This is a genomic window from Bacillus sp. WC2507 (assembly GCF_052656125.1).
On sequence record NZ_JBQXPN010000001.1, the window covers coordinates 4,885,001 to 4,898,994 of the forward strand.

At 36.3% G+C, this 13,994-nt stretch carries 12 protein-coding genes (1 of these 12 cut by a window edge); 4 read left to right on the forward strand and 8 right to left on the reverse strand.

The genetic code is table 11. The features are described 5' to 3' along the window. Window positions 1-1,999, forward strand: the 3' portion of a protein-coding gene (locus ACUN28_RS25850; protein ID WP_016133641.1) for an efflux RND transporter permease subunit. 1,046 nt of this gene lie to the left of the window's left edge; the window shows 1,999 of its 3,045 coding nt (coding positions 1,047-3,045); the start codon falls outside the window, past its left edge; the stop codon is at window positions 1,997-1,999. Between the two features lie 42 nt (window positions 2,000-2,041). Here ACUN28_RS25850 and ACUN28_RS25855 read toward each other — a convergent pair whose 3' ends face one another. The 4 genes from ACUN28_RS25855 to ACUN28_RS25870 form a co-directional block, all read right to left on the reverse strand. Further along, the gene (locus tag ACUN28_RS25855; RefSeq protein WP_033659625.1) at window positions 2,042-2,566 is read right to left on the reverse strand and encodes an AAA family ATPase; all 525 of its coding nucleotides are present in this window, start codon (window positions 2,564-2,566) and stop codon (window positions 2,042-2,044) included. 135 nt (window positions 2,567-2,701) lie between these two features. Beyond that, on the reverse strand, window positions 2,702-3,622 hold the full coding sequence (gene pstA, locus ACUN28_RS25860; RefSeq protein WP_016089268.1) for a phosphate ABC transporter permease PstA: 921 nt from the start codon (window positions 3,620-3,622) through the stop codon (window positions 2,702-2,704). A 2-nt stretch (window positions 3,623-3,624) separates the two neighbouring features. Further along, window positions 3,625-4,515, reverse strand: a complete 891-nt coding sequence (pstC, locus tag ACUN28_RS25865; protein WP_000676673.1) for a phosphate ABC transporter permease subunit PstC — start codon at window positions 4,513-4,515, stop codon at window positions 3,625-3,627. 71 nt (window positions 4,516-4,586) lie between these two features. Next, a complete protein-coding gene (locus ACUN28_RS25870) occupies window positions 4,587-5,489 on the reverse strand; it encodes a phosphate ABC transporter substrate-binding protein PstS family protein (protein ID WP_000245104.1) in 903 nt (300 codons plus the stop codon). 509 nt (window positions 5,490-5,998) lie between these two features. On the opposite strand from ACUN28_RS25870, the gene ACUN28_RS25875 reads away from it, so the two are divergent. From ACUN28_RS25875 to ACUN28_RS25885, 3 genes are read left to right on the forward strand one after another with little or no spacing between them, the layout of a single operon-like run. Then, on the forward strand, window positions 5,999-6,256 hold the full coding sequence (locus ACUN28_RS25875; protein WP_000252989.1) for a FeoA family protein: 258 nt from the start codon (window positions 5,999-6,001) through the stop codon (window positions 6,254-6,256). Beyond that, window positions 6,253-6,975: a FeoB small GTPase domain-containing protein gene (locus ACUN28_RS25880; RefSeq protein ID WP_000033853.1), complete on the forward strand. Its 723-nt coding sequence runs from the start codon at window positions 6,253-6,255 to the stop codon at window positions 6,973-6,975. Before ACUN28_RS25875 ends, ACUN28_RS25880 begins: the two co-directional genes overlap by 4 nt. Continuing rightward, complete coding sequence (locus ACUN28_RS25885; RefSeq protein ID WP_000443584.1) at window positions 6,953-8,353, forward strand: nucleoside recognition domain-containing protein; 1,401 nt, start codon at window positions 6,953-6,955, stop codon at window positions 8,351-8,353. The genes ACUN28_RS25880 and ACUN28_RS25885 overlap by 23 nt, the downstream gene beginning before the upstream one ends. Before the next feature lie 76 nt (window positions 8,354-8,429). Here ACUN28_RS25885 and ACUN28_RS25890 read toward each other — a convergent pair. The 4 genes from ACUN28_RS25890 to gerLA all read right to left on the reverse strand — a co-directional run bounded on the left by ACUN28_RS25890 (window position 8,430) and on the right by gerLA (window position 13,908). Further along, window positions 8,430-9,892 (reverse strand): IS1182 family transposase gene (locus ACUN28_RS25890; RefSeq protein ID WP_445423347.1). Its coding sequence is split into 2 segments (ribosomal slippage): window positions 8,430-9,331 and window positions 9,331-9,892, totalling 1,464 coding nucleotides; the frame shifts between segments, so codons are not numbered across the junction. A 262-nt stretch (window positions 9,893-10,154) separates the two neighbouring features. Next, a complete protein-coding gene (locus tag ACUN28_RS25895) occupies window positions 10,155-11,321 on the reverse strand; it encodes a Ger(x)C family spore germination protein (protein ID WP_016089269.1) in 1,167 nt (388 codons plus the stop codon). Next, on the reverse strand, window positions 11,305-12,429 hold the full coding sequence (gerLB, locus tag ACUN28_RS25900; protein ID WP_000802033.1) for a spore germination protein GerLB: 1,125 nt from the start codon (window positions 12,427-12,429) through the stop codon (window positions 11,305-11,307). Before gerLB ends, ACUN28_RS25895 begins: the two co-directional genes overlap by 17 nt. Further along, window positions 12,430-13,908, reverse strand: a complete 1,479-nt coding sequence (gene gerLA / locus ACUN28_RS25905; RefSeq protein ID WP_096001687.1) for a spore germination protein GerLA — start codon at window positions 13,906-13,908, stop codon at window positions 12,430-12,432. Between the last annotated feature and the right edge of the window lie 86 nt (window positions 13,909-13,994).

The following is a 13,994-nucleotide window of genomic DNA, read 5'->3' on the forward strand; positions in this document are numbered from 1 at the left end:
CCGAACAACACTCATCGCTGTTGTCAGTATCCCATTATCTATTTTATTAACTCTCTTTTTACTCCACCAATCTAACATCACACTTAACACCCTAACGCTTGGTGGTTTAGCTGTTGCAGTTGGACGTCTCGTCGATGATAGCATCGTTGTCATTGAGAATATTTTCCGTCGTTTACAAAAAGAATCTTTCTCTAAAGATATTATTCTCGATGCAACGAAAGAGGTCGCCGTCGCAATTACTTCTTCTACTTTAACAACAGTCGCTGTTTTCTTACCTATCGGCCTCGTATCAGGAGTAATTGGAAAATTAATGTTACCTATGGTATTAGCAGTTGTATATTCCATACTATCATCCTTAATCGTCGCACTAACAGTTGTTCCACTTATGGCTTTTTTACTACTCAAAAAGACAAAACATCGAAAGCCAAATTCTTCACCACGATATGTCGCTACATTAAAGTGGGCTCTTTCGCATAAATTCATTATTCTACTTACTTCTTTTTTATTATTTGCAGGATCGATTGCAGCCTATATATTACTACCGAAAGCGAACATAAAATCTGAAGACGACACAATGTTATCTATTAACATGACATTCCCAGCTGATTACGCTCCTGAAACGCAAAAACAAAAAGCATTCGATTTCGAAAAGAAATTACTTTCTAATTCAGATGTAACGGATGTTATTTTACGAATGGGATCTAGCGCAGAAGATGCACAATGGGGACAAACGACAAAAAATAATCTTGCCAGTATATTTGTAGTCTTCAAGAAAGGCTCTGATATTGATCAATATATTAAAGATTTAAAAAAAGAACATAAAGCTTTTGAGCCCGCTGAACTTGATTACATAAAAACGAGTTATTCAAGCTCTGGTGGCGGCAACAATTTGCAATTTAACGTAACAGCCACTAACGAAACGAATTTAAAAAAGGCTGCTACTATCGTCGAAACAAAACTAAAAGATATGCCTGCTCTCTCTAAAGTAAAAACGAATTTAGAAGACTCTAAGAAAGAATGGCAAATCCATGTTGATCAGACAAAGGCCGAACAACTGGGATTAACACCAGAATTAGCAGCACAACAAATAGCATTCCTTATGAAGAAATCACCTATTGGTGAAGTTTCAATCAATAATGAAAAAACAACTATTATAATAGAACACAAAAAAGAAAACATTACTAAACAAGAAGACATTTTAAACACTAACATACTATCACCTATCAATGGACCAATTCCTTTAAAAGACATTGCAACTATTTCAGAAAAGCAACTTCAAACAGAAGTCTTCCATAAAGACGGTAAAGAAACGATTCAAATTACTGCCGAGGCCTCAAGTGAAGATTTAAGTAAAGTAAGCACAGAAGTAAACAAAGCGATAACTGATTTAGATTTACCTAGCGGCGCAAAAGTAACTATTGCAGGCGCCACTGAATCTATGCAAGAAAACTTCACGGACCTATTCAAAATTATGGGGATTGCAATCGGGATTGTATATTTAATTATGGTTATCACCTTCGGGCAAGCACGCGCTCCTTTTGCAATTTTGTTCTCCTTGCCATTAGCTGCCGTTGGCGGTATTTTAGGATTAATCATTTCAGGAACACCTGTTGATGTAAATTCCTTGATCGGCGCATTAATGTTAATCGGGATTGTCGTTACAAACGCTATCGTATTAATAGAAAGAGTACAACAAAATCGGGAACACGGAATGGAAACAAGAGAAGCCTTACTAGAAGCTGGATCCACTAGATTACGTCCAATTATTATGACAGCTATAACGACAATCGTCGCTATGCTGCCACTCCTATTTGGCCAATCCCAAGCAGGAAGTATGGTATCAAAAAGTTTGGCAGTCGTTGTCATCGGTGGTTTAGCAGTCTCAACTGTTCTTACATTAGTAGTCGTTCCAGTTATGTATGAACTATTAGATAAAATTGGGAGAAAAAGACGCTCGCGCAGAAAAATAAGCACTTCTACAGAAACACCTGATATTTAAAAAAAAGCGTTATCTTCACGAATGAAGATAACGCTTTTTTCTCTACCTACTCATATAATCCATCATTTTTTCCGCATATTGCTCTAGAGGTTTACTAGAATCCACAATAAGATATTCACTATTTAAAGGTCTTTTACTACCATCTAACCACTTTTTAAAGGCTACTTCCGAATCCACTCTTCCAATCTGACTGACCATACGCTTACGTGTTTGTAGCCTATTATTAATCTCTTCCATATCATTAAGATAACATTCAATATATTTATATTTTACACCGTGTTTATTAGACAGTTTCATTCCTTTTTCAACCATCCCTTCATATAGACATGGACTATCCAATATAACACTATGCTCTTGTTCTAAATAAGAATCAATCAATGACCATTCAACATCGTATGATACTCCGCCAACAATTGTCGATTCAACCCCTTTCATTTCTAATGATTGTAACAATGCCGATTTCAAAACGTCGTGATCTACAATTACAGCACCTGTTAACTTCGCTATATACTTAGAAACTGTCGATTTTCCCGAACCAGGAAAACCTGACATTTGCAGAAAAAACAAATTAACTTCCCCTCTCATTCGTACCTATTCATCTATATAATCAATTACAAATTCAACAATCATTACATCCATTCCTTCTATATTAAAATACAAAAAGAACTCCCTACTTATAAGTAGAGAGTTCCTCTTTATAATTTATGCCGCTTTTACTTTCTTCGTCGTTTTACTTTTTCTTTTCGTTCCTGTAAAACGTTTGTGCAAGATAGATGCTACCAAGCGTGAAATAACGTTGAATAGTAATACCATAATAATTAATACAGCTGCAGATTTTGTCGCAATCAACTTTGCATCCGGAATAACTCCTTCAGAATTTAACTTCCAAATGTGAACCGCTAACGTTTCAGCTGGTCTAAATGGATTTAAAGGATGCGCAGGACTTGAGAAGTCCGCTGCTGAATTTAAAATCGGGGATGTTAAACCCGCTGTATAAATTAACGCTGCCGCTTCACCAAATATACGACCCGCCGCTAAAATAATACCAGTAATAATTTGCGGTAATGACGACGGAATAATAATACGAGCGATTGTTTGCCATTTCGTTGCACCTAATCCAAGACTCGCCTCTTTTACATTATGAGGCACTTCTGAAATCGCATTTTCACAAACACGTGTTAAACCTGGTAAGTTTAAAATCGTTAAAGCAAGGGCACCACCCATTACTGTATATCCCCAACCTGTCATAGTAACGAACACTAGCAAACCGAATAGACCAACAACAATAGATGGTAAAGACGCCATTGTCTCGATACATAAACGAACAAAGTTTAAGAAACGTCCTTGTTTTGCATACTCTGCCAAATATATCCCAGCACCTAATCCAAGAGGAATAGATATAACAAGCGTTATAACAAGCATGTAGAAGGAATTGAATAACTGCGGACCAATCCCACCACCAGCTCTTGTATTACTTGGTTCTCCAAACAAGAAATTAGGATCCCAAAATCCCCATCCCTTTTGCAGAATTTCAAACACTAAGAATACTAGAAGAGCTACAACTAAAGTTGCAACTGCATAAAAGATACCTGTCCAAACTTTATTTACCGTTCTTGCGTTCATTATTATCGCTCACCTCTTTGCCCAATCGCTCGAATTACTAAAATAAACAGGAATGAAATAACAAGTAAAATCATCGCTAAACTCCATAGCGCATTGTTCCAAGCAGTTCCGTTTAATGTATTTGTCATGTCCATTGTCAAAATACCAGTTAACGTTGCTGTCGGACTATATATTCCTTCTGGTAATTTAATTGTGTTTCCAATTACCATTTGAACCGCTAACGCTTCACCAAAAGCACGTGCTAAACCTAAAACAACACCTGTTAAAATCCCTTTTTTCGCAGCAGGAACAATCACTCGGCTAATCGCTTGCCATTTCGTTGATCCTAGACCATAAGAAGCTTCTAAATAATCAAATGGAACAGAGCGTATTGCATCAGAAGCGATACTAGCAATAGTAGGCAAAATCATAATACTTAATACAACGATACCTGCAATTAAACTAAAGCCCACTCCCCCAAACGAATCACGTAATAGCGGCACTAAAATCGTAACCCCTAATAATCCGTATACAACCGAAGGAATACCAACTAATAATTCTAAAACAGGCTTCAATACTTTATTCCCAAACTTCGGCGAAATTAAATTCATGAATATAGCAAGAGCTATAGCAATTGGCGCACTAATAATAACCGCACCTAACGAAACCACTGTTGAACCTACAATGAAAATCAAAGCCCCAAAGGTTCCTTCGTCAGCATTTGGATTCCATTTTGTCGATGTTAACATCTCAGTAAATGAGATACCGCTTTGTGTAAAAGATTGAATACCTTTACCGCAAATAAACGCAATAATAGCTAATGTAATTAAAACAATAAAAATACCACAAAACGTAACAAGCGATCTTCCTATATATTCACTTTTTACGTAATTAATTTGTTTTTTCCCCTTCATCACAGGTCAGACCCCACTTCATAGATTGAAATGAACAGGACTGGCCTTGCAGCCAGCCCCATAAAACTTTCTTATTTATTTAATTTAGACATAGGAATGTAACCCATATCTTCTACTTGCTTTTCAAAATCCTTACCTTTTACATAGTCAATGTAAGCTTTCGTTGCTTCTTTTGCCTCACCTTTTGTTACCATGTACTCGTAAGACCAGAATGGATATTTACCCGACGAAATGTTTTCAACTTTTGGTTCAGCACCATCAATTTTCACTGTTTGTAGCGCACCTTTTTTATCGCCAACCATGTAAGACATCGCTAAATAACTTACTGAACCTGGAGTAGAGTTAATCGCTTGCTCTACTGCACCGTTAGAATCTTGTGTTGTACCAGTTCCATCATTAATTTTCGCTTCTTTCATAACTGTCTTTTCAAACGTAGCACGTGTACCAGATGAAGCCGGACGGTTAATTACGTTGATTTTTTCATCTTTCCCGCCTACCTCTTTCCAGTTTGTTACTTTTCCAGTGAAGATATCTTGTACTTGTTTTACTGTTAAGTTATCAACTTTTACATCTTTATTTACGACAAGTGCGAATGCAATACCCGCTACCTTGTTATCTACTAATTCTTTCGCTTTTTCAGCATCTTTTATTTTATCTCCAGACGGAACATCTGAATTACCAATTTGTACTGCACCCGATGCTACTTGGTTAATCCCAGTTCCACTACCGCCACCTTGAACTTGAATAGAAACTTTCGAATTTTTTTCCATGAATTTCTTTCCAGCTTCCTCCGCAAGAGGTAGAAGAGCCGTAGAACCAGCTGCTGCAATCGTGCCTGATAATTCTTGTTTTGTATTATCGCTTCCTTTAGCACTTTCTTTACTAGCTGTATCTTCCGCTTTCCCACATCCAACCAACGCTCCTGCTACCACTAAAGCCGCTAAAGAAAATTTAATACCTTTTTTCATAACCATGTCTTGTACCCCCATTTGGATTATCACTTTTCGAATTCATTTTCTTTCGAACACAAATTCATTGTAGGACAGCAATATTATGTGAGTGTTAAGCAATCTTTAATTTTAAGTAAATAACGATAATAACCCTTAAAAGCTAGGAATCCCAAGCTTTATAGTTAAAGAACCCAACAAAATCCACACTAATTAAGCTGTAATGTAAATTTATTCTTAACAATGTAAACTCAATGTAAATGTTTTTCGCTCTTTTCCCCTTTTAGTTAAAAATACATTTACAAATCCTTTGTATTTTTTAACTTTTACACTCTTACTTCATTTACATTAAATAAAATTTCAGTAATATTTTTTAGTACAACTAAATAAATTGGAACAATTCTAAAAATAAATGAATATTTTTAAAGTACCAATTGACAGCATCATCCAATGTAGTCTACTATATTACTAACAAAAAGTTTACCTAAGGAAACTTTTTAAACTTAAACTAACAATATAGAGATGAGGTAACTTTTATGGTATCGGCTAATACAAAACCACTTTCCGAATTTAAGACAGGAGAGTTTGTACAAATTGAGAAGATACAATTAGAAGGAACTATGAAACGACGTTTATTAGATTTAGGATTTATCCCTGGGGCAACGATTAAAGTATTACAACGCAGTCCACTTGGAGATCCTGTCGCTTATCAAGTAAGCAACACCACTATTGCACTACGCAAGGAAGAAAGTTCCCTTATTTTCGGGGTATTAATAGGAGATGATTTCAGATGAGCAAACATCGCATTGCTTTAGCTGGCAACCCGAATACCGGGAAAAGTACATTATTTAATACTTTAACAGGCTTAAAACAGCATACTGGAAACTGGACGGGAAAAACTGTTTTAAAAGCTGAAGGGGAATATGAACATAACGGAAGTAAATATACATTAATTGATTTACCTGGAACTTACTCACTATATTCAAATTCTGCGGACGAAGAAGTAGCGAGGGATTATATTATATTTGAAAAACCAGAAGTAACTGTAGTTGTTATAGACGCAACTGCTATGGAGAGAAATTTAAATTTAGCACTCCAAGTGATGGAAATGACGAGCAACGTAGTCATTTGTATTAACTTAATTGATGAAGCTGAGAAAAAAGGCATCGTTATTGATGAAAAAAAATTAGCCAAATCACTCGGTGTACCTGTAGTTAAGATTTCTGCTCGTAACCGAGTAGGCATTGGACATTTGCTAAATGTGATCGCTAAAGTAGCAAATAAAAAACTAATTCCAACACCAATTAAAATTTCTTACAGCGAAAAAATCGAAAGCATGATTCAGGAATTAGAACCGCAAATTTATAAAGTGTTCGGTGATGCGTATCCAGCACGTTGGATTGCGTTACGTATATTAGATGGAGATAAAAATTTCTTAACTACACTTCAAAAACACCATAATGAACCACTTGTAAGGGAGGTCGTAATAAATGGAATCTCACTCAGCCAGTAAAGCTCTTCCATTGGACTACATTATTCAACATGCACAAGCACTATCAAAAGACGATATACGAGATGATATTGTCGGAGATATTTATCGAACATCTGCAAGCATATGTAAAGAGTCTGTTCAATATACAAATACTGATAAATTGTATCGTTCTGAAAAACTAGATAAAATTTTCACATCTCCCATCTGGGGATTCCCAATTATGCTCGGTATTTTATCTATTATTTTTTATCTTACAATTGCAGGCGCTAACGTACCCTCTGATATGATTGCTGAGTTCTTCGGATGGGCCGAAGGGTATTTAACATCTTGGTTCCAGGCAGCACATGCACCCGAATGGTTACATGGCATTTTAATACTTGGTTTATTCCGCGGTATCGGTGCTGTTATTAGCGTTATGTTACCACCTATGGCAATCTTTTTCCCTATGTTCGCACTATTAGAAAACTACGGATACTTACCACGTGTCGCTTTTAATATGGACCGCTTATTCAAACGCTCCGGTGCACACGGCAAACAATCTTTAACAATGGCAATGGGGTTTGGTTGTAATGCAGCCGCTATTATGTCAACACGTATTATTGAATCACCACGTGAACGAATGCTTGCAATTTTAACAAACAACTTCGTTCCTTGTAACGGTCGCTGGCCTATGTTAATTTTAATGGCTTCATTATTTATGGCTGCTGGTTATACAGGTAGTATGCAAACATTAGTTACTGCAGGTGTCGTAGTTGGAATGGTTGTAATTGGTGTTATTATGACATTAACTGTTTCTTGGGTACTATCAAAAACAGCTTTAAAAGGCGTGCCAACTCACTACACTCTTGAGTTACCACCGTACCGTAAGCCAAAAGTTTGGAATACAATTGTACGTGCAACACTCGATAAATCAATTTATGTTTTAAAACGAGCTATCGTTGTAGCTGCCCCTGCGGCTGCATTAACTTGGTTACTTGCTAATATTTTCATCGGTGACACGAGCTTACTTATGTATTTTGTAAACTTCCTAGATCCGTTCGCTAAAATGTTAGGACTTGATGGATTTATTTTAGCTGCATTCATTCTTGGACTACCAGCGAATGAAATTGTTATCCCGATTTTATTAATGTCTTACTTATCAACCGGAGCTTTAACTGAAATAGATGATTTTAACCAAATTAAAAATCTATTCTTAGAAAATGGTTGGACTTGGTTAACAGCGTTAAACACAATGTTGTTCTCACTTCTTCATTTCCCATGTGGAACAACACTGGTTAACATATATAAAGAAACAAAAAGTGCAAAATGGACATTCTTATCGTTTGCAATCCCTACCGTTATCGCTATTGTTGTGACATTCCTCTCTACACAATTGGTACATTGGTTAGGGCTTGTATAAAAGCAAAGCATACATAGAAGGTATCCCCCTTCATTTGCTTTGCACGAAAGAAACCTGAATTTATTCAGGTTTCTTTTCAGAGTGTTGGGAAACCCTTTAGGGTTCCCAACGCTCTGGAATCTTTTTTGATTTTAGCGAATGAAAAAACCATAAAATAATAGAATTTAGAAAAATAGCCCTCCACCAGACCCTTTTTGGTCAGGTGGAGGGCTATTTTTTTCATGTTTTGACAAGCTGCGGTGAGATAAGCCTGCATTTGGACAGACTTCAGTCCCCGAAACCGAGCATATCGATAGCCATGGAGTTCTTTGGCGTCCGCAAAGCTTCGCTCTATAGTTGAACAGCGTACTTTATACAACTTTTTCCCTGTAGCTGTTAGTTTGTTTTTTCTAGCGATATCCTTATATTTCTCCCATATATGATGAGTGATAACTTTTTGTTTTTGTTTCTTTGAAAAGCACACCTCACGTAACGGACAAACAGCGCAGTCTTCTGGATTCGATTTATATTGACGATATCCTTCGCGATCCGTTGTCGCATACTCTAAAATACATCCCATCGGACAAGCAAATGCATTCATTTCTTCTACATATTTAAATTGGCTTTTCGGTACTTCTTTATTTCTCTTTCCAAATCGGCGATACCCCATCACCATAAATATATTTCTTTCTGATAACTTCTTACAGATATAACCTGTAAAATAACCCGCATCAAGAGCGACAGCTTCCACTTCAAATCCAAATTTATCAATTTGGGCTTGTAGACGTGCTAAATACGGCTCGGAATCTGCCGTATTTCCAGCCGTTATATAGGTATCTGTAATGATATTGTACTTCGCATCAGTCGTACGATGATCTAAGAAATGAAAACCGTTCGGTTTTCCATCTCTCATTAAAAATCCACTATCTGGATCCGTAGTACTTATACGAGTTTTTTTAGTAGGGGTATCACTTTCCTTTCTAGGTTTTAATTCTTTTTTCCGTGTCCCTCACGATCTTCGATTACCGCAGCTTCTAGTTCATCTATATAAAACTTTGCCTTTTCTTTTTTATATTTATGTACAAATTTATTTTTATTAGCATTGGCCTTAATATGTGTAGAATCTGTCATCAGCGCACGTCCTCCCACCATCCGGTGCTCCGTCGCTTGCCTCACAATCTCATCAAAAATTTCTTCAAAAATATTTGTATGAATAAAACGGGTACGACGATTCCAACTAATTGTAGAATGATCTGGGATAGTATCTGATAGAGAAAACCCTAAAAACCAACGGTAGGCAATATTCGTTTTAATCTCCTTTTCTAATTGACGTTCAGAACGAATACCATAAAAATATCCAATAAACATCATCTTAAATAAAACAATAGGATGGATTGAGGGACGCCCATTATTTTCACAGTAATACGGGCGTAACTTCTCCTCAATAAAGTCAAAACTAATTGTCGCTTCAATTGCACGAAGGAAATGATCTTGCGGAACCAACTCTTCTACAGAAACAGATACACGCTCATCACGATGATTTTTTAAAGCACCCATCATAAAAAATCGCTCCTTTTCCTCTTTTTTATCAGTGTTGACACATAAAAAGAGGTTCAGACACAAAAATAGGCTGTAGAGAAGACTTTCTCCACAGCCTGGAAAGAAACCTGAATTTATTCAGGTTTCTTTTTTTGTATATCAGTATTCCAAGGTTGTGCTCCATACGTTGTGATTTTTTTATGTATGTAGTATATGGCCCCCGGAAGAATTGCCATTAATATTGTGCAACTAATTCCTAATCCAGTAAACACCTTCCATCACCTTACTTTACTCTTTTTGGTAAAGCTGAACCTGAATGCTCAATTGTCGGATGAACATGAACAGTAATCTCAGCATTACTAAAGTAATTTTCACCTTGATCCCAATTCTTATCTATCTTCTTCCATTCTTTATAATTATGCCGCTTATATACTTCCCCTAACTCTAATACATCTACCTTATATTTTTTTTGAACAAGCTTAATCGATTTTTGAATGCGCTTCTCCATTTCCTCCGTGATGTTTTTCTTTAATCGCTTTTCGTTCATAATTTGTTTATGATCACTAAAATGCAACTCAGCCAATGTTCCTTCCAAAAACAAGTGAATATCGAACTTCGGTTTTGTAGCATTTTCTGTAGATACTTTAATCTTTCGACGCATTTTATGAATTTCATATGTAGTAAGCTGGTCTTTTTTACGAATGGTAAAGAATCCTCCAATTTTCTTACCTATTATATAATTTATTCCAAATGTTTCTTCTCCATTCAAACTACCTACACACTTATTATCCTTCCCGCGAAACAACGCTGCCCCGTTCATTTGTACCCCTTGCTTTGTTAATTCAAGAATAGGTAATACGAAGCTTCGGTTGGAAATCATCTTTTCCTGAACTTCACCAATTCTTGCAGCCTCAATCATTTGAGCATTTTTCGGAGGATGTTCAGCTAACATATCAATATACTGCGCCGGTAAATTTTCAGGTTTAGCGCTCTGCTTCAAAATAGCTTCTGCATTTTTCTTAGAAACGAACAAACGTATATTTCTTCTCATCTCATGATCACGAATATATACATCTAACGTATTTTGTAAAACATATGGATTCGACAATAAATCTTTAGAGAAAATTATCACTTGTATGTGCGGAAAGAATAGTGAGCGACTAATTTTTTTGGCAATAATTCGTATTTGCTCAAAGACACTATCTGCCTTCGCACTCACATTAATATAATTTTCGCTATCTCCACCACCTTGTCCACCTTGTTGCGACAATTTACTGGGGAGTACCATCTGATACGTCCCTTTCATAATTGGATTCGCTTTCTTTTTTTTCACAATATCATAGGCTGCACCTACTACAAATCCTCTTTCTTCTATTTCTTCTAACTCAGAGCACCCACTTATAGATCCAACTAAAACTATAAGCATTATGATTTTAAGAAGGTGTTTCATTTCTACCATTCCTTCTTTTTATTTTATATACAATAAAAACTAACAAAGGTGCTAACACGACAAAGCCCATATCTATCCAAGCTAAATAAGTTCCGTAATTTGACAAGTCCTTCAAACTACTAGGTATCATATTCAGCATAAAAATAATCGGGGCACTTACGAAAATAAAAATATGTTTCTTCACTTTCGGAAACATAGCACAAAACAATAAAGATGCGACGTCATAATACATTGCTGTCGTGTTATAAATAGTAATAATCCAAGTAGTGAAAAAAATTGCATCAAATCTTTCTAAAAACCCTCCTCCAATTTCAATTTCTTTCCCTAATTCAATTGTTGGATACGTCAATCCACGGGTTGTCATATAAGTAAAAACACTAATACAAGTTACATAAATTAAAATGTATGACAACACGTTTACCATCACCGCTTTTGCAACTGCCATCGGTGCCTTTTTCACTGACTTATCGTTCAACATCACAGCATAAAACAGAGCTACCTCAAATCCGATAAATGTGAAAATAGAGTTTTTAACTCCTACAGCATATTGACTGACGTCCGTTTGAAAAGCTGGTAGTAAATTATTTATCTCCATTAAATTTATATTCAATAAAGAAAGCAGCACTATCGCAATTAAAACTATAGGTAAAAACAAAACGTTTAGCCTTACTAAAGCTGCTCTCGATCCTGCTATTCCATAAATAACAACTAATAGGAAAAAGAAAGACAATAGTTGCACTGGTGTATCACTAAACAAATACGTTTGTGAAATAATTGCAATCATTCGCGATTCATATGCTGTCAAAGCAGCAAACGTTAATACTAAAATGCTACTAATTGTGTATGCAACAGGCTTCGTCAAATGTGCACTCGTATATTGAACAAAGTTTTGTTTTGGGAATAAAATAGCTACCCTCGTTACAAACCACCCTAAAACCGCACAGACTAATCCACCCAAAAGCAAAATAATCCAACCGTCCGAAAATAAAGTTTGCGTAGCAATATCTCGCGGCATAGATAATGCACCTATACCGATAATTGTTGACGATACCGCAAAACCAAGTTCCCGAGATCCAATTTCTTCATCCCCATATTCAAATGGTTTCAATTACTCTCGCTCCTTTGGACGTATTGTAGAATCTTTCGTTTGTAAGTACTCTGGTCTTTCTTTCAACATTGATTTTGGCAAGCGGATCATTTCTTCTTCCCAATCTTTATAAAATGCAGGAGCAATAGGCGTTGTATATGGCACCCCAACACTCTTTAAATTCGTAATATGAATCGCAAGTGCAATAAGAGCTAAAATGATTCCGTACAACCCAAAAGCAGTCGCTGCTAATACAAAGACAAAAAGTAAAATTCGAAACGTAATTGTTATGCTATATACAGGAAGTGAAAATGTAGCAATTGCAGTAACTGCAATAATAATTACTAAAAACGGATTTACAATCCCTGCGTTCACCGCAGCTTCTCCAATTACAAGACCACCTACAATCCCAATTGTTTGCCCCATCGGTTTTGGCAACCTAATTCCCGCTTCTCGTATTAACTCCATCGTTAATGCCATCATTAACGTTTCTATATATGCAGGAAACGGTACCCCTTCTCTCGCTCCCGCAATAGAATAAGCTAGTTTAGATGGAATAAGCCCTTGGTGGTATGAAACTAGCGCTACATACGTCGCTGGTAATAAAACCGCCATAATACCAGAGACCATTCGCAAAATCCTCAATAACGTCCCAATCACCCAGCGCTCGTAATGATCCTCTACAGATTGAAAAATATCAACAAATACTAGCGGAGCTATAAGGGCAAACGGTGATCCGTCCACCAAAATAGCTGCCTTTCCTTTCGCTAACGAGGCCACAATATTATCAGGCCTTTCTGTATTCAAAAACTGCGGAAACGGTGACAAATTATTATCTTGAATTAATTGCTCAATCGTACCCGTCTCAAAAACGACATCTGTCTCTATTGATTGAAGACGCCGATCTAGCTCTTTCACAATATAAGGGTTAATAATATCTTCTATATATACTAAGGTTACTTCTTTCTGCGATCGCTTCCCCATAATATAAGATTGGAACCTCAACTTTGGATCGCGCAAACCACGTCGGATTAACATTTTATTCACATTAATATCTTCATTTAATCCAATCCTCGGTCCACGTATTAAGTCTTCTGTTACTGGCGGTTCTAAACTTCTTTTTTCCCAAGCTCTACTATTAATCACGATAGCGGTTTGAATATTATCAATTAATATAACTGTATCTCCTGCTAAAATCGCATTTATAATATCCGGAAACGTCGTCTTCTTACCAACTTCTGCAATAGAAATAAAACGATCCAATAACGTTTGAACAACAGCCTCTTCTTTTTGTACTTCTTCATATTGAAGTGTATGAACTACATATTTATAAACATTATCCTTATCTGTTAACCCACATAAAAAAATAACAGCACAGCGTGTAAAACTACCAGCGAGGGCAACTTCCCTAATTGTTAAATCATTAGGCGAACCTAACTCATCCCTAATTTCTTTCATAACTTCAAATAAGTTACCTTTTAACTCTAACAAGTCCCCCACCTAACTTCCTTTTCAACAAGTTTTTAGTTAGATTTCGCTAATAGAAGAAAATATATACAAAAAAAGAGCTATCTCTTTTTAAAGAT

What these genes read in the sequence shown, in the direction of transcription:
- ACUN28_RS25880 (WP_000033853.1), top strand. Translation starts at nt 6,253, where the DNA reads ATGAGCAAACATCGCATTGCTTTAGCTGGCAACCCGAATACCGGGAAA.
- pstA (WP_016089268.1), bottom strand. Translation starts at nt 3,622, where the DNA reads ATGAACGCAAGAACGGTAAATAAAGTTTGGACAGGTATCTTTTATGCA.
- ACUN28_RS25875 (WP_000252989.1), top strand. Translation starts at nt 5,999, where the DNA reads ATGGTATCGGCTAATACAAAACCACTTTCCGAATTTAAGACAGGAGAG.
- ACUN28_RS25870 (WP_000245104.1), bottom strand. Translation starts at nt 5,489, where the DNA reads ATGGTTATGAAAAAAGGTATTAAATTTTCTTTAGCGGCTTTAGTGGTA.
- pstC (WP_000676673.1), bottom strand. Translation starts at nt 4,515, where the DNA reads ATGAAGGGGAAAAAACAAATTAATTACGTAAAAAGTGAATATATAGGA.
- ACUN28_RS25895 (WP_016089269.1), bottom strand. Translation starts at nt 11,321, where the DNA reads ATGAAACACCTTCTTAAAATCATAATGCTTATAGTTTTAGTTGGATCT.
- ACUN28_RS25885 (WP_000443584.1), top strand. Translation starts at nt 6,953, where the DNA reads ATGGAATCTCACTCAGCCAGTAAAGCTCTTCCATTGGACTACATTATT.